Raw genomic sequence first — 21,311 nt, 5'->3', positions numbered from 1 at the left:
CCAGACCGGCGAACCGGCAGCCAGCGGCAAACAAGCCAACCCTGACACCCCAGACTAGGAACCGCACCATGAACATCCTCTACAAGGCAAGCGCAACGAGCACCGGCGGCCGCGACGGCCGCGCCGTATCGTCGGACGATGCATTGGACGTGAAGCTGGCGGCACCGCGTGAACTCGGCGGAAATGGCGCAGCAGGCACGAATCCCGAACAGCTGTTTGCAGCCGGCTACTCGGCCTGTTTCCTGAGCGCCATGAAGTTTGTCGCCGGCCAGCGCAAACAGGCCCTGCCGGCCGACGCGCAGGTTTCCGCCGACGTCGGCATCGGTCCGAACGACAAGGGCGGCTTCGCGCTCGACATCGACCTGCGTATCACTCTGCCGGGTCTGGCTGCGGACGCTGCCAGGGAACTGGTGGATGCAGCGCACCAGGTCTGCCCGTACTCGAACGCTACGCGTAACAACGTCGCGGTTCGTCTGCACGTCGCTTGAGGTCAGGTCGGCCGTTGCGCCGATCAGCAATGCTCAAGAAGAACCGCTCACGGCGCATTACCCTGCGCCGTCGCGAGCAGCGCCCGCACCCTGCACAATAGGGCCGGGCGCTGATTGTTTTCGCGCGCACGGCACGCATCCTGCGTAGCCGGTCCTCGACCACCTTCAGCCCGACTGCCTCTCCCGATGACACGCGCCCGCCGCCTGCAGCGTTCGCCGCCTGGTGCGACGGCCGCACCGGCTATCCGGTCGTCGATGCCGCGATGCTGCAGTTGAACCAGACCGGCTATATGCACAACCGTCTGCGGATGGCCACGGCAAGCTTCCTCGCGAAGGATCTCGGCATCGACTGCCGGCTCGGCGAGCGATACTTCGCCGATTTGCTGAACGACTTCGATTTCTCGGCGAACAACGGCGGCTGGCAGTGGGCCGCCTCGACCGGCTACGGCGCGCAACCTTACTCCCGTATTTTCAATCCGCTCACGCGATCCGAAAAATTCGATCCCGACGGGCGCTTTATCAAACGATATCTACCGCAGCTCGCGAACTTGCCGGCAAAATGGATTCACGCGCGGTGGCTGGCCGGCGCGGAGCGGCTCGCGGAATTCGGTGCATGGTACGGGGCGGGAATTATGCCGAACGGATCGTCGACCAGGCACAGGCCCGCGAGCGCACACTGGCCTGATACGGAAAGTGAGTGCCTGCTCACATTACTGAATAAGAAGGTCTGAAGGGGGCGAAGATGCGCCGTCTACCGTCGCTGCTCGTGTTTTTGATCCTGACGCTGGCGGCCGGCTGGGCCGCGAGTCTGTCTCTGCCGGACGCGTGGTACACGGGCGTGCAAAAGCCTGTGTTCAATCCGCCGAACTGGGTTTTCCCACCGGTCTGGACCGTACTTTACGTGCTGATGGCGTTTTCCGCGTGGCGCGTGTGGAAGCGCGACGGCCTGACCGCGGCGATCGTACTGTGGGTCGTGCAGCTGGTGTTCAACGCCGCGTGGATGTGGCTGTTTTTCGGCCTGCATCGGCCGGAGACGGCGCTGATCGACATCCTGATTCTGCTGCTACTGATCGTGATGCTGACGTATGTGTTCTGGCGGCGCGATCGCCTCGCGGGCATTCTGCTCGTGCCGTATGTCGTGTGGGTCGCGTACGCCGCGCTTTTGAACTACGCGTTGTGGCAGTTGAATCCGGCTGCTTGAGTGGGGTCTGCCAAGCGGGCGCGAAGGCCGCGCGATGAGTAAAGGGGAATGCGCGTTACGAGTACTAGCCTTGATGGCCAACCCCAAACACCAGCGCCTCACCACGCGCCGATGTGCCGATTGCTGACGGCCTGATGCCGATTACAGGCAGTCGGCTTAGCCGTAGTGCTGGCTCATCCACGACGGACGCGCGTTCGTCTCTTGATCGAGCTTGCGCATGCGGAATTCGAGATCGTAGAGATCGGTCGCTTCAGCGAGATAGGCGTCAGCGCGCTCCTTCGCGAGCTGGTCCGGCGACTTGGTCAGAAACAGGAACAGGCGGCTGATCAGATACATGGTTCACCTCGGCAATGATAGCTAGGCGATTACGCCTAAGGGATAACCCGTATTATAGGGAAAACCCTGATTACATGCCACTGCTCATTTTCGAGGTGTTGCTCGGACGTCAGCGCCCGACCGACGATGCCGCCAATCCTTCCGCGATGCGGCCCGCGTCCGCACGACGCTGATGCCGAAAAAACTCCCACAGCATGGCGCTCGCGTCCGGGCCCTTGGACGAGTGGAAGGGCAGCGCATCGTCGCCGCCGGCCCACGCGTGGCCCAGCCCCTGCACACGACAAACCCGCACCACGCGCCGCCCGCCGCGCAGATAGTCGCGCATCACGACGCCATTTTTGCGGTCCTCGCGCGTCTCGCCGGCTTTGCGCGCGCCGTTTGCGTCAATGAGGCGGTTCAGACGCAGAAACTGTGTCGCCAACTGGTCCGCGTTGACCGGCGCCACCACATGGTCGGCATCGCCGTGGACGATCAATGCCGGCATGCCCGGGTATTGGGCGACGTTCGTGGTTTCGTCGACGAGTTCCGCCGGCTCGCGACGCGCGCCGCGCCGCATCACGTCCATCGCGGTAATGCCGGAGCGCGCCTCGCCGAAAGCGGGGCCGGAATGCAGCGCGACCGCGGCGAAATGCCCGGGGTACTTGACGGCCAATAGCGCGGTCAGCCCCGCGCCCGCCGAAATCCCCGCCACGTAGACACGCGCGCGGTCAAAGCCGTGTTGCTCGACCAGCGAATCCACCAGAGACACGACCGCGCGCGCTTCCGCGCCGCCCGCGTTATCGCCGGCATCGTACCAATGCCAGCAGCGGTGCGAGTGCGCGTGCTTCGACTGCTCCGGATACACGACCGCGAAGCCGTGGCGGTCGGCGAGCAGGTTCATGCGCGTACCCTCGGCGAATTCGTCGATCGACTGCGTGCAGCCATGCAGCATCACGACCAGCGGCATCGCCTCGTGCGCGTGCCCGGACGGGATATAGAGCCCGTACTGCAGGTGATTGACCAGCCGGCCCGGCGCGGCCGGCGCGGAATGGAACGAGCGCGTCCACGCGCCGCTCGCCCACGCTGCCGCGCGTGGACGCACGCGCGACTCGCGCGGCGCTTCGCGTTTCATCGGCGTGCGTAGCGCGGCAGCCGGCTTCAGTGGATGAGCCTTGCTCGACGGTTTGGTGGTGGCGGCGCGAACCGGTCGCGCCTGCGCTCGCTTGGCGGTTTTTTGCGCGTGTTCGGTTTGGATCGCGAGCAGGCGCTTGAAACCACGCAGCCAGATTTTCGACAGGCTTTTTGCCATCGGCGATAACCTCGCAAAAGAGACAAATGCGGACCCCAAAACTGCGGATCAGATGAAGTTGTGCAATGCACAATAACATCATTTTTCCTGCGGTGCTGAACACAGCGCCGCTCTTCGTGCCCCATTTCGATCGTCGCGAACCTTGCCGGGGCCCTGTCGTCAAACCACGTCGATAGCCGTTCGGCAGCCCACATTCGGCGTGCAAAAGCGCTGTGCGCCGCAAGACCGTCGCGCGACACCCGACTATACTGGCGGTTGATCTCCCGACCTGTCGATCCGGGCCGCATCGGCGTTTCGTGCCGGCCGCGCGCCGATTTCCACCAACCCGATTTCACGCGACCCGCGTCGCGCTCCCGCCATGCCCGATTTACCGATCCACCTGTGGTATTCGATCACCAGCCTCGGCGGCGCCGGCTTGACGCTGCCGCTCGCGCTCGCCATCGCGCTGTGGTTGGCGGTCGGCTACTCGTGGCGGCTCGCGGCCTGCTGGCTCGCGCTACTCGGTACGGCGATCGGCGTCGTGACCTTGACCAAGCTCGCCTTCCTCGGCTGGGGCGTCGGCGTGCGCGAGCTCGATTTCACCGGCGTCAGCGGTCACTCCATGCTGTCCACGGCCGTCTATCCGGTCGCGCTGTTTTTGATGCTATTGCCCGCGCGCCGCGCCGTCCGGCTGCTCGGCGTGCTCGGGGGGCTTGCCGCCGGCCTGGCGGTGGGCTTGTCGCGCGTGGTGCTGAGCGCGCATTCGCCGTCCGAAGCCGTGACTGGCTGCCTCGTCGGCGCGCTCACCGCGCTCGTGTTCGTGCGCATCGCGTGGAATGCGGAGCCGGGCCGGCTGTCGGCGCTCCCGGTCACCGTCAGCCTGATGGTGCTGGCAATCCTGATGCACGGCGTGCACGTGCCCACGCAGCGCTGGGTCACGCATATCGCATTGAAGGTGTCCGGCCACGACCGGCCGTTCATTCGAGCGAAATGGCTGTCCCCGCGCGACATTCGACCGTCGGCCGCGCCGCTGTCGCAAACGCGCAATACGCTCGAGCCGATGCGCGCGTCGGACATCTGAGCACGCTGCGCCGGCCCTCCCGCCGCGTTTTCAAGCTTCCTTTTACAGTTTCGTAGCACTTCCCTCGCTTCACGCCATACGTGAAGCGCTGCGCCGAATCGACCGTTTCGCGCACCGCTATAACCGCGCATATATTACGATAGCGTTTTTAAGCTACTGCTTCCCGTTCACGTCAGACTCCAGGTCCTTCATGACACTCTCTTGCCATCTGAAGCAGTACGCGCTGTGCGTCGCAGCCGCCGTCGCCGTCGTGGTCAGCGTCAATGCCCACGCCGATGAACTGGTGGTCTCGGCCGCCGCCAGCCTGACCAATGCGTTCAAGGCGGTCGGCGACGCGTTCGAGCAACAGCATCCGGGCACCAAGGTTCTGTTGAACTTCGGCGCGTCCGACGTGCTGATGCAACAAATCGTCAAAGGCGCGCCCGCCGACGTATTCGCGTCCGCGGATCAGAAGGCAATGGACAAGGCCGCCGCCGAAAAGGTGATCGTGCCGTCGACGCGGCGCGACTTCGCCGCCAACTCGCTGGTGCTGATCGTGCCAGCCGACAGTCATTTCGCGCCCGCCAACCTCAACGCGCTGACGACCGCGAACGTCAAGCGAGTCGCGTTCGGCGATCCGGCTTCGGTGCCGGTTGGCCGCTACACGCAGGGCGCGCTTCAGGCCGCCGGCGTGTGGGACGCGGTCAGCGCGAAGGCGGTGCTCGCGTCGAACGTGCGTCAGAGCCTTGATTACGTCGCGCGCGGCGAAGTCGACGCCGGGTTCGTGTTCGGCACCGATGCCGCGATCATGCCCGACAAGGTCAAGGTCGCGCTGAACCTGCCGACGCAAACGCCGATCAGCTATCCGATCGCGCAGGTCGAAGGCAGCCATCACGCGGCCGACGCGCAAGCCTTCATCGACTTCGTGCTGTCGCCGGCCGGCCAGGCGGTGCTCGCGAAGTACGGCTTCAGGCCGGCGCATTGATTCACGGGGAGAGCACACGCTCATGCAACAGGCCTGGGTTCCGCTGCTGCTATCGCTGAAGGTCGCAGGCTGGGCCACCGCGCTCACTCTCGTGCTCGGCGTCGCGGCCGCGTTCGGCCTGTCGCGCTGGCGCTCCGGCGCGCGCGACGTGATCGATTCGCTGCTGATGCTGCCGCTCGTGCTGCCGCCCACCGTGCTCGGCTATTACCTGCTCGTGCTGCTCGGCCGACGCGGCGTGATCGGCGCGTGGCTCGACCGCTTCGACATCCAGCTCGTCTTCACGTGGCAGGGCGCGGTGATCGCGTCGACGGTGGTCGCGTTTCCGCTCGTGCTGAAGTCCGCGCGCGCCGCCTTTGAGGGCGTCGATCCGCAGTTGGAGCGCGCGGCGCGCACGCTCGGCGTCAGCGAAGCTGCGGTGTTTTTCCGCGTGACGCTGCCGCTCGCCGCGCGCGGCATCCTCGCGGGCGGCCTGCTCGCGTTCGCGCGCGCGCTCGGCGAATTCGGCGCGACGCTGATGATCGCGGGCAATCTGCCAGGCCGCACGCAGACACTGTCGGTCGCGGTCTATTCGGCGGTGCAGGCCGGCGACGACAGCACCGCCAACTTCCTCGTGCTCGTGACATCGGTCGCGTGCGTGACGATCCTGCTGCTCGCGGGGCGTCTCGTGCCGCAGCACACGCTTCTGAGAGCCCGCTGACATGCCGCTCAACGTCGCCATCCGCAAGACCTTCGAGACCGCCGAGCGGCGCTTCACGCTCGACGTCGCGTTCAGCGCGAGCACGCAGCGGCTCGTGCTGTTCGGGCCGTCGGGCGCGGGCAAGAGCCTGACCTTGCAGGCGATCGCCGGCTTGCTGCGTCCCGATGAAGGGACCATCACGCTGCACGGCACCACCTTGTTCGATAGCGCGGTCGGCATCGATCAGAAGCCGCAGGCGCGCAAGATCGCGTATCTGTTTCAGGACTACGCGCTGTTTCCGCATCTGAACGTGCGGCAGAACATCGGCTTCGGGCTGCACCGGGGCTGGCTCAATCCGCGTGCGCGCGGCGCGCATGCGCAGGTCGATTACTGGCTCGATGCGCTCGAATTGAGGGGCTTGGCGGGCAATCACCCGGCGCAGCTGTCGGGCGGGCAGAAGCAGCGTGTGGCGCTCGCGCGCGCGCTGGTTTCGCAGCCGCGCCTGCTGTTGCTCGACGAGCCGTTTTCCGCACTGGATAGTGAGTTGCGCCAGCGCATGCGACGCGAGCTATCGGACCTGCAAACGCGGCTCGATATTCCGATGGTGCTGATCACGCACGATCCGGACGACGTCGCCGCATTCGGCGATCAGGTCGTGCAGGTCAGCGACGGCCGCGTGCGCGAGGATCATCCGTTCGCAGGATATGCGCGCAGCGAGGCGTCACCTCGTTGAGCGGGTGGCATTGCGCCTTCGTTGCGCCCCGGCAACCTCAATCCTTCACTCCAAGTATCACGCTCGACGCCTTGAACACCGCGACCGCGCTCGCGCCTTCCTGCAAACCGAGCATCTCGACGCTGCCATTGGTGACGACCGCCGTGACCACCGCGCCGCCTTCGAGCCCGAGCGACACTTCCGCGTTCACCGCGCCGCGCTTCACGCTGTGCACGGTGCCACGCAACTGATTGCGCGCCGACAGGTTCAACGGCGCATCGCGATCGCCATCACCCGGTACGAGCAAAACGACCCACGACGCCTTGATCAGCGCAAACGCCGCCACGCCGACCGCGAGCCCGAGGGCTTCGGTGCTCTCGTGCGTGAGCACGGCGACGATCGTGTGGCCGCCGGGCAGCCCGAGCGACACTTCGTCGTTGACGGTGCCGCGCTCGATCGCCGACACCGTGCCGTAGAACTGATTGCGCGCGCTCGTCTTCACGCCGATGCGGCCGATCAGGTCCCAGTCCGTCGCGAAGCCCTCGCCAATCGCCGCGCCCGCGCGTTCGAGAAAGCGCCGATGCTCGCGCTCGACCGCGCGAAACGTCTCGATCAGCTTCACCGCGCGCGGCGTCAGCGTCGTGCCGCCGCCGCCCTTGCCGCCGGTCAGACGCACGACGAGCGGCTCGCCGGCGAGGTTGTTCATCGTGTCGATGGCATCCCACGCGCCTTTGTAGCTGATGCCGACCGCCTTCGCCGCGCTGGTGATCGAGCCGGTCTCGCCAATCGCCGCAAGCAGCGCGATGCGGGCCGCGCCGCCGAGCGTCTGCGTGCCCGCCTGAAACCAGACGGAGCCGCCGAGTTCGAGGGCATCGCGGCGAGGATCGGGGCGGTCGACGGTCATGGCAGAGAGTGGTTGAGGGTACGTGGTAGGGCGGCGAATCATTATAGCGACGCGCTCTTTCGCCGCTGGCCTCTACGCTTGCCGCTCACCATGGCACGACTCTGCCGAGGTAGTCGAGGTAATGCAAACCGGCACGGCCGTCGTATGCGTCGATCGTGCTGACCAGGTTCGGGATGCTTTCGTCGATGCTCAGACGCGCGTCCGGCCCGCCCATGTCGGTTCGCACCCAGCCGGGCGCCATCAGCAGCAGGGTTCTGGTATCGCTTCGGTGACGTGCGGCAAAGCTGCGCATGAACATGTTGAGCGCGGCCTTGCTGCCGCGATAGACCTCGTAGTTACCATTCTCGTTGTTGGCGACGCTGCCCTGCCCCGACGACATCACGCCGATCGTGCCAGTCGGCCGAACGAGATCCTGCAAGGCCTCGACGACCCGCATCGGACTCAACGCGTTCGTCACCATTACGCGCACGAATTCGTCGGTCGATACATCCGCGATCGTTTCACTATCGTCGTTCTTGACGCCGGCGTTGACGAACAGCAGGTCGATCGGACGTCCTTCGAGGCGGCCCCGCAACGCGGCGACCTGTTCGGGCATCGTGATGTCGACCGTTTCGACTTCGAGTGCGTCATGTGACGCCGTCGCAAGCTGAAGGAGCCTGGTCGTGGAATTTTGCCTGCCGGTCGCGATGACTCGCCAGCCGCGCTTCAGATACTCCTCGACCATCGCGAAGCCGAGGCCGCGCGAGGCGCCGATCAGAAGCACGGTTTTTTGCTGGTTTGCGGGTTGCATGGAACGTTTCCTGTCGATGGACTCGGGTTGAAGCCGGTCCAGGAAATATAGTCCCGCGTGATACAGCGCGGAAGATGCAATGCTTGCACTTACCGACCGTGAATCGTCGACAATGAGCAAGCGCACGAATCAGGAGACCGCGCGATGTCACCCTCTCGTGAATACTGGTTCCCAGCCAAACGCTATGGCTGGGGTTGGGGCCTTCCCGTGCGCTGGCAAGGATGGGTGACGCTGCTCGCGTATTTCGTGTCGCTCGGGGTGGTCGTTTTCCGGTTTCAACCCGCGGGTCATCCGCTCACGTTCGCCTTGCTGGTCGCCCTATTAACCGTGGCTCTCGTGGTCGTGTGCTGGCTGAAAGGCGAGCCGCCGCGCTGGCGGTGGGGTAAGGACTAGCAAGTCCGCTCAGCCACGCCAGCACCCACGTCTCTAGCCGGGCATGCAGGTGGTCGGGTTCATTCGGTTTCGCTGTCGTCGGTGTCGGCATTGGAGTCGATTTCGTGTCGCATCGCCGAGCCTGCAAGTACGCTCGCTTGCGGGGGCGCGGCCTCCTTGCGCTCGCTGTATCGATCGGTCAGATAGTCCGAACGGTCCCGCACGAGCAGCGTGAACTTGAACAACTCTTCCATCACGTCGACCACGCGATCATAGTCAGTCGATCTGATTCTTGAATACGGCCGTGAGATTGCCGTGGCGTTCCGGGCTGCACCAAACCTGCCCCTCCGACCACTCGGACAGCTTGCGCAGTTCGACGACCTTCGGATGATCTGCCGGAACGCTATCGGCGAGCGGCAGGCCGTGCGGGTCGAATACCCGCGTTTGCGCTCCGAAATGACGGAGGATGCGCTCGGCTTCGAGCGTCAGCAGCCGGCTATACGACGTTGCTCGCAGCGACCCGTAAAGCAGCAGGATGCGTGGCGGATGCGTTGAAGTGGTCACGGGTGCCAGCTTGTCCACGTCCGGTATATCGAGGTGAATAGGGCTGACGTTCGGCAGATCACTCATCACGATCCGTTTCTCCCCAAGTTGGGCGCGACTTTCTGCTGCCCTGATTCGTACCATGCTTGCGAACGGTTCACGACCCCCACGACGAGCAGCATCACGGGGACCTCGATCAGAACCCCAACCACCGTCGCCAGTGCGGCACCCGAATGAAAGCCGAACAGGCTGATTGCGGTGGCCACGGCGAGTTCGAAGAAGTTGCTTGCGCCAATCAGACTCGACGGGCCAGCGACGCAATGTGCGACGCCCAGCTGGCGGTTGAGCAGGTAGGCCAGTCCCGAGTTCAGAAACACCTGAATGAGGATTGGCACGGCGAGCATCGCGATCACCAGCGGCTGCTCAACGATCTGCTGACCCTGAAACGCAAACAGCAGGACCAGCGTCACGAGCAAGGCGCAGATGGACCAGGGACCGAGACGGGCAACGACGCTACGGAAATGCTCTTCGCCCTTTCGAAGAAAGCGTTGGCGCAGCAGTTGCGCGAGGATGACCGGGATCACTATGTAAAGGCCAACCGAAGCGATCAGTGTGTCCCAAGGCACTGTAATCGCGGACAGCCCGAGCAGCAACGCGACGAGTGGCGCGAACGCCACGACCATGATCGAGTCGTTCAGCGCGACCTGCGACAGAGTGAAATACGGGTCGCCCTTGCACAGCTGCGACCACACGAAGACCATTGCCGTGCACGGCGCGGCGGCGAGCAGGATGAGACCTGCGAGGTAGCTGTCGAGTTGCTCGACGGGCAGCCACGGCCTGAACACGTGACGAATGAACACCCAGCCCAACACGGCCATCGAGAACGGTTTGACGAGCCAGTTGACCGCGAGCGTCACGCCGATGCCGCGCCATTGGCTGCCGACCTGCTTCATCGCCGAGAAGTCGATCTTGATGAGCATCGGGATGATCATCACCCAGATCAGCACGCCGACGGGCAGATTGACGTGCGCGAGTTCCATGCGCCCGAGCGCCTGAAATGCGCCCGGCAACAACTGGCCGAGTATCACGCCTGCCACGATGCACAGCGCGACCCACACCGTCAGATAGCGCTCGAAGAAGCCGATAGCCGGGCGCGCTGCTGCACGAGCCTCAGCGCGACTCATTGGTTTCCTCTGCCGGACGCTCGCCAATGGCACGCATTTCGCGCCGGATTGCGTCGTGGTTGAGCGCGTGCAGCGGCAGGTTCACGAACTGGCTCACGCGATTCATGATCTGTCGATAGACCTTGTCGAAAACTTCGCGCTTCTCGTCGTCGGTTCCCTGGCAGGCTGCGGGATCTTCAAAGCCCCAGTGCGCGCTGATCGGCTTGCCGGGCCAGATCGGGCAGACCTCGCCCGCGGCCTGATCGCATACGGTAATGACGAAGTCCATCTGCGGCGCGTCGGGCGTTGCGAACTCGTCCCAGCTCTTACTGCGCATCCTGGCGGTGTCGTAGCCCAGTGCCGCGCATTTCTCGATCGCGAACGCATTGACTGCGCCGGATGGATGGCTGCCCGCGCTGTACGCGCGAAACTGTCCTTTGCCGAGCACGTTGAACAGCGCTTCGGCCATGATGCTGCGTGCGCTGTTGCCGGTGCAGAGAATCAGTACGGAATACGGTTTGCCGCTCACGTGCGGCTCCGAAATGAAATGCTTGTCTGGGACGGAGCGCAGCAGGCTGCCGCGGATTCGTTTGCTGCCAATGCCTCCTGGGTATGAGATTGCCCATAGATGGGAGCCGATTCGAGGGTCAGAAAGGTTTCCCAGGCCACGCCTTGCGGATCGACGGTCCACGCCTTGTCCGACTTCGCGTAACAGCATGTCGTGCCGCTCTGATGCTGCACGGGAACTTCAGCGGCGGCGAAGCGCGCGTTCATCTCTGCCAGTTCTTCATCGGTTTCGACCTGGATGCCAATGTGATCGACGCCAGGTTTCGCCCCGCGTTGCGAGATCGCGAAGTTCACGACGGGGTCGCTCAACTCCCACTTGCAGTAATCGCTCTTGATGACCGTCGGCTCGACGTTGCCAAACATCGCGCTGTAGAAGCGGATGCTGTCGGCAAGATTGTCCACAGCCACGTGAATGTGCATGCGTTTCATGTTTCGTCTCGGCAGCAGTTGGAAAGGTCGCTCGCGGCGCACGATGCGCCGGAGCAGCAGTTCTCGGTGAGGAAGCCGATCAGCGACGTCATCGCGTCGAAGTTTGCGGTGTAGATGACGAAGCGCCCTTCCTGTCGCGGACTCACCAGTCCGGCGTGTGTCAGGTCTTTCAGGTGGAATGAAAGGCCGGAAGGCGAAATGCCTAACTGCTGCGCTATTTCGCCAGCCGCCATGCCTTCGGGGCCGGCAACGACGAGCTGGCGAAAGATCGCGAGACGGGATTCGTGAGCGAGCGCGCCCAGCGCGCGTACGGCATTGATCGTGTCCATAAAGACACTATATCCACTTCATCGTTATATTTCAATATTTGTTGAAATGTCGCAACTTAGTCGGTGGTTCGCTCTTTGATGACGCATGGCGCTAGTCGGGACGGCTTGAGTACTGCGCAATCCCATTCCCAAACGACCAGTTCTCCTTCTCGACCTCGACGAGATTGATGAACACATCCTCGGGCCGCACGCCCGGCGACTTCCCGAGTTCATCGACGATGCGCCGATACAGCGCCTTCTTCTGCTCGACCGAGCGCGTGTTGCTAACGGTCAGCTGGATCACGACGAGATCGTCGCCGCGCTCGATATTCTGGTACTGCCGGTCATAGATCATGTTGTCGGGCGTGTGCTCGGTGATCAACATGAACATGTCATCTTTCGGCACGTTGAACGTGTCCACCAGCGAGCGCTGGATGCCGGCGCTCAGCGCCTGGCGGTAATCGGCCGGCTTGCCGGCGCGCAGTGAGATCCGGGTGAGCGGCATGATGGGCTCCTTTGTTTGCGGTGTTGGGTTGAACACAGCTTAGGCGCGCTCAATCATAATAAACAGATATCTTTGTCTATTTCATCCATTTCCATCCGAAATGAAAGTCCTCGATCTCGATGCGGTGCGCGCCTTCGTGCTGGTCGCCGATCTGCGCAGCTTCACGCGCGCCGCGGACGCGCTCGACACCACGCAATCGGCCGTCAGCCTGAAGCTGAAGCGACTGGAGGCGCACCTGGGCAAGCAGTTGCTGGAGCGCACGCCGCGCATCGTGCGTCTGTCCGCCGACGGCCACGCGTTTCTCGGCGCCGCGCGCGAGTTGCTGAACGCGCACGAGCGCGCGCTCGGCGCGCTGTCGGTGGAGCGGCGGCGGCTCGTGCTCGGGCTCAGCGAGCACGTTGCGGGCTCCGATCTGCCGCACCTGCTCGGCCGGCTCAACGCACACGATCCGGGCCTCGTGGTCGAGTTGCATATGGGCACGTCGGCGGCGTTGCTCGCGCAGTTCGACGAACGCCGGCTCGATGCGGCGATCGTCCGCTACGGCGCCGACGAACCGCCGCGCGATGACGCGCAGACGCTGTTCAGCGAACCGCTCGGTTGGCTCGCGACGCCGACATGGCTGCCGCGAGTCGGTGAGCCGCTAGCGCTCGCGCTATTGAGCCCGCCGTGCAACGTGCGTGAGGTCGCGTTGCGCACGCTGACGGCGGCGGGGATCGCCTGGCAGGAGGTGTTTGTGGGTGGTGGCGTCGCTGCAGTAGGCGCGGCTGTGGCCGCTGGGCTCGCCGTGTCGCCGCTCGCGCGTCGGGTTGCGCCGCGCGGTCTGATCGACGTCGGCGCGCGGCTCAGCTTGCCGACGCTGCCGGAATCGCGTGTGACGCTGCATTCGCGCGTGCGCGAGGCCCGCTCGGCGGAAACGCTGCGGCTGCTTGCAAACGGCCTCGCCACGGCGTGACGCCACGACCGATGCCACACCGCGCCGCTCGAAGCAGCCTTAGTGGATGATCGGCGGCAGCGAACCGCTGCTGGCGGTCGCCGGATTGGGCACGGAGCCCATCGGCGCGATGTCGCTAACGTTTGCGGACGCGTCCGATGAAGTCCGCACGGGCGGTTTGATCAGATTCGCACGGGAAATCGCGGGCTTCGCCGCGACCTTGTCCACATGCGGACGCGCGGTGTGAGCCGCCGCGAAATCGGCGTGCACGACCTTGCCCCGAGCCGGCTTCGCGTGCGCCAGTTGCACATGTGGCTGCGCGTGCGTCGTGGTCTGCGCGGTCACGGTGGCGTGCGACCGGTTCGGGCCCGACGCCGCGGCCTTCGTACCGCCTTTCACGTTCCCGCCCGCCACGAGATGTTTCTCGCCGTTCCCATGCGCCGCGAGTTTGCCGCCGTGGGCCGCGCCGGCCGACGCGACATGGGTTGCCGCGTGCCGGGCGCTCGCCGTCTGCCGCGCATGCGCACCAGCTTTGGTCTTGATTCCGCCCTTGGCGTCCGGCTTCACTTTCACCGCCTCGGGTTTTTTCCGCGCATGCGCCTGCCGGGTAACGTGTCCGCTCGCGATATGCCCGCTCGCCTCCGGCGGATTCCACACTTCCGCATAACCGGCAGCCAACGCCACCTCCGACACACACCACACGGCCAGCGCCGCTGCTACTGCTCGAACCCGCATCTGCTGCTTCTCCTGATCGACGACTGCCAAAACGAGCCGGGATTATATTCTCTTGCAAAAATCCACTTTTGGACTAATATCATTAAAAAGTACACATAGGGACTTACCCGCAATGACTCACGCTGCCCGAATTTCCTCGCCCGAGGCATCGCCGCGACGATCGCTTTCGGAACCCACGCTGACGCAGATGTCCGCGGCCGGTCTGCGTGCGTTCTTCAACATCGCGCGCGACTGGAACCTGAGCGCCGACGAGCAGATCGTGCTGCTCGGCAAGCCGGGCCGCTCGACGTTCTTCAAGTGGAGGGCGACGCCCGAGACCGCGCGCCTCAGCCACGACACGCTGGAGCGACTGTCGCTGCTGCTCGGCATCTACAAGGCGCTGCAGATTTTGCTGCCGCAGCCGAGCGCCGCCGACACCTGGGTCAAACGCCCCAACAGCGCGCCGCCGTTCGGCGGCAAACGCGCGCTGGACCGCATGCTGGCGGGCAACATCAGCGATCTCGTGGCCGTGCGCCAGTATCTCGACGCAATGCGAGGCGGCTGGGCGTGACGCAACCGCAATGGCAGGACCGCTGGACCAGCGCAGCGCTCGATTGGTCGCCCGCGTATCGCGTGATTCCGACGCGCTTTCCGGCCATCAACCTGTTCGATAGGGTCGCATCGCCGGAGGATTTCGACGCGCTGTACGCGCTCGAAGCGATGACCAACGACCGTCTGCGCACCGAAATCGGCGAACTCGATCTGGTGCCGCGCGAGGAGCGCCGTTTCGGGCCCGGCTACGGGCCGATCATGGCCGCGCTCACGCATCTGAATCCGCTCGGCAGCCGCTTTTCCGACGGCACCTACGGCGTGTTCTATTGCGCGCGTTCACGCGCGACGGCGATCGCCGAAACACGCTATCACACGGGTCAGTTTCTCCAGGCGACCGCCGAGCCGCCGATGCGTCAACAGATGCGTCTCTACACGGTAGTCGCACAAGGCAGCGTGGTCGACTTGCGTCGCGACCCCGAGTTCGATCCCGCCGTGCTGTCGCCCGACGACTACCTTCCCGGACAGGCGCTCGGGCGCGCGGTACGCGCGGCGGGCGCGCCGGGCATCGTGTATCCGTCGGTGCGCGACAGCGCTGGCGAATGCCTCGCCGCTTTCCGCACGATGCTGCTGCGCGACTGCCATCACGCGGCATACCTCGAATACAACTGGAACGGCAGGAGCGTCGATATGGTGTTCGAGTTGAATCAGGTCGGGTGACAGAAGAGCGGCGAAGCAGCGCGGGGACTTCAGCCGTTCAAGGCAAGGCCAATTCCGCCGCCCCTTCCGCGCGCGCGGCCTCGACCGAGATCGACCAACGACGCAACGCCTGCGGCTGCACGATCGTCAACGTGCCGTCCGGCCCGAACGCGCCCGTATCGATGAACACTTGCGAGCCGATCTGCGTGATGTCGCGCACCGGCGTATGGCCGCAATAAGTCAGCGACAGCCCGCGCTGCCGCAGCGGATCGCCGTTGCCCAGCGCGAGCTCGCGACCCCACAGCAATTGCTGGCGCGTTTCGGCCGAATAATTGCCCGCGTCGAGCTCGGCGTCGGAGCCGAAAAATTCGGCGTGCAGAACGTTGAAGCGCGCCTTGCCGCTGCCGATCACGCGCACGAGCGGCAGCGTGCGCAGATGCTCGGCGTAATAGCGCAGACGCTCGTCGGGCACGTCGGCCGCCCACGCGCCGCCGATGCCGTACCACCACTGCCGCCGCAAGCGGCCGTCGGCGACCGCGCACAGCGCGTCCTCGTGATTGCCGAGCACCGCATGGAACCACGGCTTCTCGAGCAGCGCGAGCGCCTGCTCCGAGTGCTCGCCCCGATCGACCAGATCGCCGACCGAAAACAGCCGGTCGCACGTCGGATCGAACGCGATCTGACGCAGCAGGTAGCGCAAAGCGTCGACGCAGCCGTGCAGATCGCCGACCACGAAATCGCGGCCGGCCTCGTTGGCGTCGTGATGCTGAACGAAGTTGGCGGGGGTGGAATTCATTCCACCATGATAATGCGGCCGACGCGCACGCGTATGCGGGGTGCCTATCGTATCCGCACGCTTCATCGAGCAAGAAAGACATCGAACGACGCAAAAATGACGCTGAAACGGCACATTTGCGGTATGCGTTACCGGAAATGCACGTTTGCGCGAGTCACTCCTGGCGCGCGCCCGAGTCGTCCCGCGCGCTATTGCAGCGTGCGCAGCTTCGCCACCTGGTCGGCCGCGATCGTCGCCTGCGGATTGCCGAACTGTTTCGTCACGTAGTTGGTGATCGCCGCGATCTGCTCGTCGTCGAGATGGCCGCCGAACCCGGGCATCAGCACGTCCGCGTGCGCGGTCGTGCGATTCACGCCGTGCAGAATGACCAACGCGAGATTGTTCGCGTCGTTCGCGCCGACCGTCGAGTTGTGGATCAGCGACGGATACGCGCCCGGCGCGCTCGCGCCCACGCCCTGCCCGGTCCAGCCATGACAGGTCGCGCAATTGGCGACGAACAGCTGCGCGCCGTTCACGCCGGTGATCGCGGTGCCGCGCATGGCGGTGACGTCGCTGGCCGGCTTGCCCCATTGATGACGGGGACGCGCGTCGCCGCCGCTCACGGCCGGCACCGAGCGCAAGAACACGACGATCGAGCGCAGATCCACCGGCGTCAGGAACTGCGTGCTGTTCGCGACCACTTCGCCCATCGGGCCGGCCGCGTTTGCGCGGCTCGGCGCCGCGCCGGTCGACAGATACGACGTGAGTTCGTCGTCGCGCCAGTCGCCGACGCCGCTCAGCTTGTCCGGCGTGATATTGAACGCATGCCAGCCGGCCTGCACCGCACCGGAGAAACGCGCGCTCGACTTCAGCCCCTGCATGAAATTGCGCGGTGTATGGCATTCCTCGCAATGCGCGAGCCCTTCGACCAGATACGCGCCTCGGTTCCATTCGGGGCTCTGTTTCGGGTCCGGCACGAAGCGCCCCTCGGTGAAGTTGAACAGGTTCCAGAACACCATTAGCCAGCGCTGATTGAACGGGAACTTGAGGCTGTTCGAGGGCGGCGTGTAGTGAATCGGCGCGAGCGTGTTCAGATACGCGCGAATCGCGAGCACGTCCTGTTCGGTCACGCGTGTGTAGGCGGTGTACGGGAACGCCGGATAGAGCCGCTCGCCGCCTTTGCCGATGCCTTCGTGCATCGCGCGCATGAAATCGGCGTCGCTCCATTGGCCGATGCCGGTGTCGGGATCGGGCGTGATGTTCGGCGTCACGATCGTGCCGAACGGTGTGCTGATCGGCAGGCCGCCCGCGAATGGGCGCGACTTGTCCGCCGTATGGCAGGCCGCGCAATCGGCAGCACGGGTCAGGTATTGGCCGCGCTTCACGAGTTCGCCATTGGCGGCCTTGCCGGCGAGCATGGCCGGGCCGCCGACCGCAGCCTGCGCCGCGTCGTCGGCGCGCGCCTGGGTGATCGGCATTTCGTCGGTCGAGTCTGCGTCCGGGCCGTGCGATTCGTGCCACGCTATCGACAGCGCAAGCAGCGAAAACGCGGCCGCGAGCGCCGCGCCGCCGAAGCGGCGGCGCTGGTTGACGTGCATCAGCACAGGGTTCGGCTGCGCGCGACAGGTTTTCTTCGTCATTGTGGCTCTCCGGTCGGCGCTCAGATTTCGCGCTTCAGCTTGTCGCCCAGTTTCAGCGACAGTGCAGCGATCGTCAGCGTGCAGTTCACCGACGCGGCGGTGGGCATCACGCCGCTACTCGCGATGAACAGGTTCGAATGATCGTGCGTGCGGCAGTCCGCGTCGACGACCGAACTCGCCGCATCGCTGCCCATGATCGTCGTGCCCATGATGTGATTGTTGGGCGCGAAGCTGTCGTCGAACGAGACCTCGGTGCCGCCGAATAGCGTCGCGATCTGCGCATACAGTTCGTGCGTATTGGCGGCGCTCTTCTTCACGTAGTCGTTGATCGAGTAGTAGATCTCGGGCTGAGGATTCCCGAGCGCGTCCTTGTGATCTGCCGACGGCACGATGCGGTTTTGCGGCTCCGGCAGATGTTCGTGAAAGCTGTTGATGTTCAGCGTGCGCGCCGCGCGGTCGCGAATCTGCCGGTCGAGCTCGGCGCCGGTCAGGCCTTTTTTCAGCAGGTCGGCGGTGACGCCCATCGTCGGCACGCCGTTCGACAAATGCAGCTTCTTCGACGAGTAATCGGAGCGGAATGCGCCGTCGCGGAAGTTGACGATCGAGGTCATCTCCATCGGGCCACGGCCGGGCCACAGCGGTTCGTTGGCGAGAAACGTGACGCCGGTGCCCGGATGGTCCATCAGGTTGCGGCCCACCTGATCGGAGCTGTTGCCGACGCCGTGCGGGAATTTGTCGGAGGTCGACATCAACATCAGCTTCGGCGTTTCGATGCCGTTCGCCGCGAGCACGAACAGCTTGCCGGTGACGCGTGTGCCATTGCCGTTCGGGTCCTTGTAGTGGACCGCGGTGATGAGCCCTTTGTCGTCCGCTTCGATGCGATACACGACCGCTTCGGGAATCAGTTTCGCGCCGGCCTGCTCGGCCTTCTCCGCGTGAATCACGCCGTTGTACATCGCCGCGATCGGGCAGATCGGCATGCAGTTGTTGTTGCCGCAGCAGGTGGGCCGCGCATCGAACGGCCGGCTGTTGCGCGCGACCGGTTCGGGCACGACCTTGAAGCCCTGCGCGTTGAGCACGTCGCTGAACCGCTGATCCATGTACGACAGTGGCAGCTGCTGCATCGGATAGGGCTTCGAGCGCGGCGAACCGAGATCGATCGAACTATCGGGACCGGACACGCCGAGCTGCACTTCGGCGGCCACGTACCACGGCTCGAGCGTTTCGTACGGATACGGCCAGTCGCGCCCGACGCCATACAGCTTGCGCAACTGGAAGTCCGACGGCAGCAGCCGCCACGCGGCGGCCGCCCAGTGCCAGGTCGTGCCGCCGACCAGCCGCACGTATTGTGAGTTGTACGGATAATCGCCCTTCTGGATCAGGTAGTTATTCGCGGGCGCGTACTCGGGATGCGGCGCGTAAGGCGTCGACGGATACGGCGTCGCGAAGTCGGACTTCGCCGGCGAGTTGCGGAAGTTCTCGACGATCTGCCAGCGCGGAATGCGCGGCCCCGCTTCGAGCAGGATCACCGACGCGCCCGCCAGCGCCAGCTGATGCGCAACCAGACTGCCGGCGACGCCGGAGCCGACCACGACGATATCGGCGGATTGTGTGTTTGCCATCGTTTCTCTCTTCGATGCCCTGCCTGTTGCGGGCTTTGTTCGTGCGACGCTTGCGGGTCCGGCGTGCTGGTTGCGCTGCTGGCGTGGCCCGCACGCGGGCTCGCGCGGCTCACGCGGGCGTCGGCTTCTGCGTCCAGTAGAACGGCACGTCGCGGCAATAGGAGGGAATCGTGAGCACGTCTTGCACGGGCTCGAACATCAGCGCCTTTTCATACGCGATCACCTGGACGTGCGGCATGTCGCCGACGAGGCCCAGGTACCACGCGCGCATGATTGCGCCGACCGTTTTCGCGAGCGCGGGCTGGTCGGTCTGCAGCGCCTGTGTGACCGTATCGGACGGCACGCCGCCGTGGCCTTGCAGCCACGTGTTCAGCGCCGCGACGTTCTGCGCGAACTGGTTATCGGCACGCGACAGCGCATCGTAGACACGTTGGCCAAGCACGGTATCGAAACTGCTACGACCGGTGAGGTGTTGCGAAAGCGCGAGGAAGGCATCGAGTCCGCCCCCGGCTGGCCGCGTATCGGCGAAGGCGGGCGCGATCCACGACAGCGAACGGCTCGCGCCGGCGAACGCGAGCGCCGCGGCCGTTGCGCACGAGCCGAGCACCCAGGCCCTGCGCGAAGCGGAAAACGACGGTGGCAAGCCGGTGAACCGTGTGGCATTGCGATGAGACTTCGCTCCTTGCCGATGCGTCACGTGGGGATGCGCATCGTTATCCTCAGGAACATCTGTCATGGGGGCTCCAGATGATGAGTCGTTCTCGACGAGCAGCGCGGCGAGGGCATGATGCCGTTCGCCTGCCGCTTCGTTTGCTCTTCCCCAAACCTGGTCTTACGCCGCTTCAGCGGTCTCGTATCCGTGCGCGTGATTCACGCGCGCCGCATGTGTGGAGTTGCATGCATGATCGCAACGATTGCTGCCGTTATCTACCAATCGCCTTTCAACTGAAAGCGGCGCGCAAGGCCGCCGCGAAAGACTATAGCCTGTGACCCACCATTCGACAATCGGTCCGCGTTGCACGCGTAGAATCCGCGACACCGGCTGCCCCACACTTCGTCGTTCATCGAGTCCATGTCCATCAACTACTATCCCCAGCTTCTTCGCAATCGGCCCCGCACGGTGATCGGCCTCGTGATCGGGATCGTCGTCGCGTTCCTCGTGCCCGGTCATACGAGTCCGATCGCCCGCACACTGATCGGCTGGGACGCGGCCATCTGGAGCTACCTGCTGATGATCTGGGCGCATATGGCTCTTGCCGACGAGCACCGCGTGCGCGAATACGCGATGCGCGACGACGAAAACGCGGGCGTCGTGCTGGTCGTCATCTGCGTCGCGACGATCGCGAGCGTCGCCGCGATCGTGCTCGAACTCGCGTCGGCCAAGGGCGCGGGCGGCGCAACGACCGTCTGGCACTACCTGCTGACCGGTCTGACGCTGATCGGCGCATGGTTTCTGATTCCGACGATCTTCACGCTGCACTACGCGCGCCTCTACTTCGACACGGACGCGCAAGAGACCGCGTTGAAGTTTCCCGATCACCATTTGCTGCCGAACTACTGGGACTTCCTGTACTACTCGTTCACGATCGCGGTCGCGTCGCAGACTTCCGATGTCGTGTTGCGCTCACGCGAAATTCGCCGCGCGACGCTCGCCCAATCGGTCCTGTCGTTCTACTTCAACGTCGCGGTGCTCGGCCTGTGCGTGAACATCGCGGCGGGGCTGCTGGGTTCGTGACACGGCCACTGGGCGGCGTTCGGATGAATTTCATGCGAATGCCACGCGCGTGCCACATGGCTGCCACGCGAGCGGCACCCAGGCTTCACGCGTCCGCTTGAACCGCATTCCGTGCAACGCGGGGCCGCCCGTGTAAAACCGGCCCCACACCACCCCGTTTTACATGCCGGCCACCCGCGGCGTGCGTAACAATGCCCGCATTATTGCGCGCGCTCCGTGCGCGCGCGCACCTTCGGCACCCGCCATCTCACCGTAACCTCCCCGTTTCCGCGCTAGCGCGGTGCCCGGCTGCCCGCGTTGGCACACGGTTTGCTCCTTTCCGCGACGAGTGACGACCAGT

The 21,311-nt window shown here is 64.8% G+C and carries 25 protein-coding genes and 2 pseudogenes; 12 read left to right on the top strand and 15 right to left on the bottom strand.

Going from position 1 to position 21,311, the window contains the following annotated elements; translation table 11 throughout:
• The first annotated feature begins 68 nt into the window (after positions 1-68).
• The 3 genes and pseudogenes from OKW40_RS31865 to OKW40_RS31855 all read left to right on the top strand — a co-directional run bounded on the left by OKW40_RS31865 (position 69) and on the right by OKW40_RS31855 (position 1,689).
• A complete protein-coding gene (locus OKW40_RS31865) occupies positions 69-488 on the top strand; it encodes an organic hydroperoxide resistance protein (protein WP_184057477.1) in 420 nt (139 codons plus the stop codon).
• 209 nt (positions 489-697) lie between these two features.
• Positions 698-1,173: pseudogene (locus tag OKW40_RS31860) on the top strand (FAD-binding domain-containing protein); the annotation flags it as partial.
• Positions 1,174-1,230: 57 nt separating this feature from the next.
• Positions 1,231-1,689, top strand: a complete 459-nt coding sequence (locus OKW40_RS31855; RefSeq protein WP_429352640.1) for a TspO/MBR family protein — start codon at positions 1,231-1,233, stop codon at positions 1,687-1,689.
• 156 nt (positions 1,690-1,845) lie between these two features.
• Here OKW40_RS31855 and OKW40_RS31850 read toward each other — a convergent pair whose 3' ends face one another.
• Together OKW40_RS31850 and OKW40_RS31845 are read right to left on the bottom strand one after the other, a co-directional pair.
• Positions 1,846-2,025 (bottom strand): DUF3563 family protein, encoded by a 180-nt coding sequence (locus OKW40_RS31850; protein WP_090808381.1) that lies wholly within the window; start codon positions 2,023-2,025, stop codon positions 1,846-1,848.
• A gap of 109 nt (positions 2,026-2,134) precedes the next feature.
• Entirely contained in the window at positions 2,135-3,313 is a 1,179-nt protein-coding gene (locus OKW40_RS31845; protein ID WP_429333054.1) for an extracellular catalytic domain type 1 short-chain-length polyhydroxyalkanoate depolymerase, read from the bottom strand.
• Between the two features lie 358 nt (positions 3,314-3,671).
• Between OKW40_RS31845 and OKW40_RS31840 the strand changes: the two genes are divergently transcribed.
• The 4 genes from OKW40_RS31840 to OKW40_RS31825 all read left to right on the top strand — a co-directional run bounded on the left by OKW40_RS31840 (position 3,672) and on the right by OKW40_RS31825 (position 6,746).
• Entirely contained in the window at positions 3,672-4,373 is a 702-nt protein-coding gene (locus OKW40_RS31840; protein ID WP_429352641.1) for a phosphatase PAP2 family protein, read from the top strand.
• Positions 4,374-4,563: 190 nt separating this feature from the next.
• Positions 4,564-5,337: a molybdate ABC transporter substrate-binding protein gene (modA, locus tag OKW40_RS31835; protein WP_429493262.1), complete on the top strand. Its 774-nt coding sequence runs from the start codon at positions 4,564-4,566 to the stop codon at positions 5,335-5,337.
• A 22-nt stretch (positions 5,338-5,359) separates the two neighbouring features.
• Positions 5,360-6,034: a molybdate ABC transporter permease subunit gene (gene modB / locus OKW40_RS31830; protein ID WP_184036157.1), complete on the top strand. Its 675-nt coding sequence runs from the start codon at positions 5,360-5,362 to the stop codon at positions 6,032-6,034.
• A gap of 1 nt (position 6,035) precedes the next feature.
• Positions 6,036-6,746, top strand: a complete 711-nt coding sequence (locus OKW40_RS31825) for a sulfate/molybdate ABC transporter ATP-binding protein (protein WP_187612177.1) — start codon at positions 6,036-6,038, stop codon at positions 6,744-6,746.
• A gap of 37 nt (positions 6,747-6,783) precedes the next feature.
• On the opposite strand, the gene OKW40_RS31820 is transcribed toward OKW40_RS31825, so the two are convergent.
• Together OKW40_RS31820 and OKW40_RS31815 are read right to left on the bottom strand one after the other, a co-directional pair.
• Positions 6,784-7,629 (bottom strand): TOBE domain-containing protein, encoded by an 846-nt coding sequence (locus OKW40_RS31820; RefSeq protein ID WP_429493261.1) that lies wholly within the window; start codon positions 7,627-7,629, stop codon positions 6,784-6,786.
• Between the two features lie 85 nt (positions 7,630-7,714).
• Entirely contained in the window at positions 7,715-8,419 is a 705-nt protein-coding gene (locus OKW40_RS31815; RefSeq protein ID WP_429347847.1) for an SDR family NAD(P)-dependent oxidoreductase, read from the bottom strand.
• A 144-nt stretch (positions 8,420-8,563) separates the two neighbouring features.
• Here OKW40_RS31815 and OKW40_RS31810 point away from each other — a divergent pair, with 144 nt between their 5' ends.
• Positions 8,564-8,812 (top strand): hypothetical protein, encoded by a 249-nt coding sequence (locus tag OKW40_RS31810; protein WP_429493260.1) that lies wholly within the window; start codon positions 8,564-8,566, stop codon positions 8,810-8,812.
• A 59-nt stretch (positions 8,813-8,871) separates the two neighbouring features.
• On the opposite strand, the pseudogene OKW40_RS31805 reads toward OKW40_RS31810, so the two are convergent.
• The 6 genes and pseudogenes from OKW40_RS31805 to OKW40_RS31780 form a co-directional block, all read right to left on the bottom strand.
• Positions 8,872-9,424 (bottom strand): annotated as a pseudogene (locus OKW40_RS31805) (NAD(P)H-dependent oxidoreductase).
• The gene (gene arsB / locus OKW40_RS31800; RefSeq protein ID WP_429493259.1) at positions 9,421-10,518 is read right to left on the bottom strand and encodes an ACR3 family arsenite efflux transporter; all 1,098 of its coding nucleotides are present in this window, start codon (positions 10,516-10,518) and stop codon (positions 9,421-9,423) included. The pseudogene OKW40_RS31805 and the gene arsB overlap by 4 nt, the downstream one beginning before the upstream one ends.
• Entirely contained in the window at positions 10,505-11,026 is a 522-nt protein-coding gene (locus OKW40_RS31795; protein ID WP_429493258.1) for an arsenate reductase ArsC, read from the bottom strand. The genes arsB and OKW40_RS31795 overlap by 14 nt, the downstream gene beginning before the upstream one ends.
• Positions 11,023-11,493: an ArsI/CadI family heavy metal resistance metalloenzyme gene (locus tag OKW40_RS31790; protein ID WP_184057496.1), complete on the bottom strand. Its 471-nt coding sequence runs from the start codon at positions 11,491-11,493 to the stop codon at positions 11,023-11,025. Before OKW40_RS31790 ends, OKW40_RS31795 begins: the two co-directional genes overlap by 4 nt.
• Positions 11,490-11,822: an ArsR/SmtB family transcription factor gene (locus OKW40_RS31785; RefSeq protein WP_018424160.1), complete on the bottom strand. Its 333-nt coding sequence runs from the start codon at positions 11,820-11,822 to the stop codon at positions 11,490-11,492. Before OKW40_RS31785 ends, OKW40_RS31790 begins: the two co-directional genes overlap by 4 nt.
• Before the next feature lie 91 nt (positions 11,823-11,913).
• Positions 11,914-12,306, bottom strand: a complete 393-nt coding sequence (locus OKW40_RS31780; protein WP_429493257.1) for a tautomerase family protein — start codon at positions 12,304-12,306, stop codon at positions 11,914-11,916.
• Positions 12,307-12,406: 100 nt separating this feature from the next.
• On the opposite strand from OKW40_RS31780, the gene OKW40_RS31775 reads away from it, so the two are divergent.
• Entirely contained in the window at positions 12,407-13,258 is an 852-nt protein-coding gene (locus OKW40_RS31775) for a LysR family transcriptional regulator (RefSeq protein WP_429493256.1), read from the top strand.
• Between the two features lie 39 nt (positions 13,259-13,297).
• On the opposite strand, the gene OKW40_RS31770 is transcribed toward OKW40_RS31775, so the two are convergent.
• Positions 13,298-13,972 (bottom strand): hypothetical protein, encoded by a 675-nt coding sequence (locus OKW40_RS31770; RefSeq protein ID WP_429493255.1) that lies wholly within the window; start codon positions 13,970-13,972, stop codon positions 13,298-13,300.
• 187 nt (positions 13,973-14,159) lie between these two features.
• Between OKW40_RS31770 and OKW40_RS31765 the strand changes: the two genes are divergently transcribed.
• Together OKW40_RS31765 and OKW40_RS31760 are read left to right on the top strand one after the other, a co-directional pair.
• Positions 14,160-14,522 (top strand): MbcA/ParS/Xre antitoxin family protein, encoded by a 363-nt coding sequence (locus tag OKW40_RS31765; protein WP_184058011.1) that lies wholly within the window; start codon positions 14,160-14,162, stop codon positions 14,520-14,522.
• Positions 14,519-15,220, top strand: a complete 702-nt coding sequence (locus OKW40_RS31760) for an RES family NAD+ phosphorylase (RefSeq protein WP_090808353.1) — start codon at positions 14,519-14,521, stop codon at positions 15,218-15,220. The genes OKW40_RS31765 and OKW40_RS31760 overlap by 4 nt, the downstream gene beginning before the upstream one ends.
• Positions 15,221-15,257: 37 nt before the next feature.
• Here the strand turns inward: OKW40_RS31760 and OKW40_RS31755 are convergent, their stop codons facing one another.
• The 4 genes from OKW40_RS31755 to OKW40_RS31740 all read right to left on the bottom strand — a co-directional run bounded on the left by OKW40_RS31755 (position 15,258) and on the right by OKW40_RS31740 (position 19,972).
• Positions 15,258-15,995, bottom strand: coding sequence for a metallophosphoesterase (locus tag OKW40_RS31755; RefSeq protein ID WP_409259238.1), 738 nt, complete (start codon positions 15,993-15,995; stop codon positions 15,258-15,260).
• 188 nt (positions 15,996-16,183) lie between these two features.
• Positions 16,184-17,614 carry a cytochrome c gene (locus OKW40_RS31750; RefSeq protein WP_429403827.1) on the bottom strand — a complete coding sequence of 477 codons (1,431 nt, stop codon included), beginning with the start codon at positions 17,612-17,614 and terminating at the stop codon, positions 16,184-16,186.
• A gap of 20 nt (positions 17,615-17,634) precedes the next feature.
• Entirely contained in the window at positions 17,635-19,236 is a 1,602-nt protein-coding gene (locus tag OKW40_RS31745; protein WP_429493254.1) for a GMC family oxidoreductase, read from the bottom strand.
• 109 nt (positions 19,237-19,345) lie between these two features.
• Positions 19,346-19,972, bottom strand: a complete 627-nt coding sequence (locus OKW40_RS31740; RefSeq protein ID WP_429493253.1) for a sugar dehydrogenase complex small subunit — start codon at positions 19,970-19,972, stop codon at positions 19,346-19,348.
• Between the two features lie 336 nt (positions 19,973-20,308).
• Between OKW40_RS31740 and OKW40_RS31735 the strand changes: the two genes are divergently transcribed.
• Positions 20,309-20,971, top strand: a complete 663-nt coding sequence (locus OKW40_RS31735; RefSeq protein WP_184057517.1) for a DUF1345 domain-containing protein — start codon at positions 20,309-20,311, stop codon at positions 20,969-20,971.
• The last annotated feature ends 340 nt before the right edge of the window (positions 20,972-21,311 follow it).

The organism is Paraburkholderia sp. RAU6.4a (assembly GCF_050435625.1).
GTDB lineage: Bacteria > Pseudomonadota > Gammaproteobacteria > Burkholderiales > Burkholderiaceae > Paraburkholderia > Paraburkholderia tuberum.
This window is presented reverse-complemented; position numbering and strand designations above follow the sequence as displayed.

Coding starts and splice junctions, on each gene's coding strand:
- OKW40_RS31865 (WP_184057477.1), top strand. CDS start 69: ATGAACATCCTCTACAAGGCAAGCGCAACGAGCACCGGCGGCCGCGAC.
- OKW40_RS31855 (WP_429352640.1), top strand. CDS start 1,231: ATGCGCCGTCTACCGTCGCTGCTCGTGTTTTTGATCCTGACGCTGGCG.
- OKW40_RS31850 (WP_090808381.1), bottom strand. CDS start 2,025: ATGTATCTGATCAGCCGCCTGTTCCTGTTTCTGACCAAGTCGCCGGAC.
- OKW40_RS31845 (WP_429333054.1), bottom strand. CDS start 3,313: ATGGCAAAAAGCCTGTCGAAAATCTGGCTGCGTGGTTTCAAGCGCCTG.
- OKW40_RS31840 (WP_429352641.1), top strand. CDS start 3,672: ATGCCCGATTTACCGATCCACCTGTGGTATTCGATCACCAGCCTCGGC.
- modA (WP_429493262.1), top strand. CDS start 4,564: ATGACACTCTCTTGCCATCTGAAGCAGTACGCGCTGTGCGTCGCAGCC.
- modB (WP_184036157.1), top strand. CDS start 5,360: ATGCAACAGGCCTGGGTTCCGCTGCTGCTATCGCTGAAGGTCGCAGGC.
- OKW40_RS31825 (WP_187612177.1), top strand. CDS start 6,036: ATGCCGCTCAACGTCGCCATCCGCAAGACCTTCGAGACCGCCGAGCGG.
- OKW40_RS31820 (WP_429493261.1), bottom strand. CDS start 7,629: ATGACCGTCGACCGCCCCGATCCTCGCCGCGATGCCCTCGAACTCGGC.
- OKW40_RS31815 (WP_429347847.1), bottom strand. CDS start 8,419: ATGCAACCCGCAAACCAGCAAAAAACCGTGCTTCTGATCGGCGCCTCG.
- OKW40_RS31810 (WP_429493260.1), top strand. CDS start 8,564: ATGTCACCCTCTCGTGAATACTGGTTCCCAGCCAAACGCTATGGCTGG.
- arsB (WP_429493259.1), bottom strand. CDS start 10,518: ATGAGTCGCGCTGAGGCTCGTGCAGCAGCGCGCCCGGCTATCGGCTTC.
- OKW40_RS31790 (WP_184057496.1), bottom strand. CDS start 11,493: ATGAAACGCATGCACATTCACGTGGCTGTGGACAATCTTGCCGACAGC.
- OKW40_RS31785 (WP_018424160.1), bottom strand. CDS start 11,822: ATGGACACGATCAATGCCGTACGCGCGCTGGGCGCGCTCGCTCACGAA.
- OKW40_RS31780 (WP_429493257.1), bottom strand. CDS start 12,306: ATGCCGCTCACCCGGATCTCACTGCGCGCCGGCAAGCCGGCCGATTAC.
- OKW40_RS31775 (WP_429493256.1), top strand. CDS start 12,407: ATGAAAGTCCTCGATCTCGATGCGGTGCGCGCCTTCGTGCTGGTCGCC.
- OKW40_RS31770 (WP_429493255.1), bottom strand. CDS start 13,972: ATGCGGGTTCGAGCAGTAGCAGCGGCGCTGGCCGTGTGGTGTGTGTCG.
- OKW40_RS31765 (WP_184058011.1), top strand. CDS start 14,160: ATGTCCGCGGCCGGTCTGCGTGCGTTCTTCAACATCGCGCGCGACTGG.
- OKW40_RS31755 (WP_409259238.1), bottom strand. CDS start 15,995: ATGAATTCCACCCCCGCCAACTTCGTTCAGCATCACGACGCCAACGAG.
- OKW40_RS31750 (WP_429403827.1), bottom strand. CDS start 17,614: ATGACGAAGAAAACCTGTCGCGCGCAGCCGAACCCTGTGCTGATGCAC.
- OKW40_RS31745 (WP_429493254.1), bottom strand. CDS start 19,236: ATGGCAAACACACAATCCGCCGATATCGTCGTGGTCGGCTCCGGCGTC.
- OKW40_RS31740 (WP_429493253.1), bottom strand. CDS start 19,972: ATGACAGATGTTCCTGAGGATAACGATGCGCATCCCCACGTGACGCAT.
- OKW40_RS31735 (WP_184057517.1), top strand. CDS start 20,309: ATGTCCATCAACTACTATCCCCAGCTTCTTCGCAATCGGCCCCGCACG.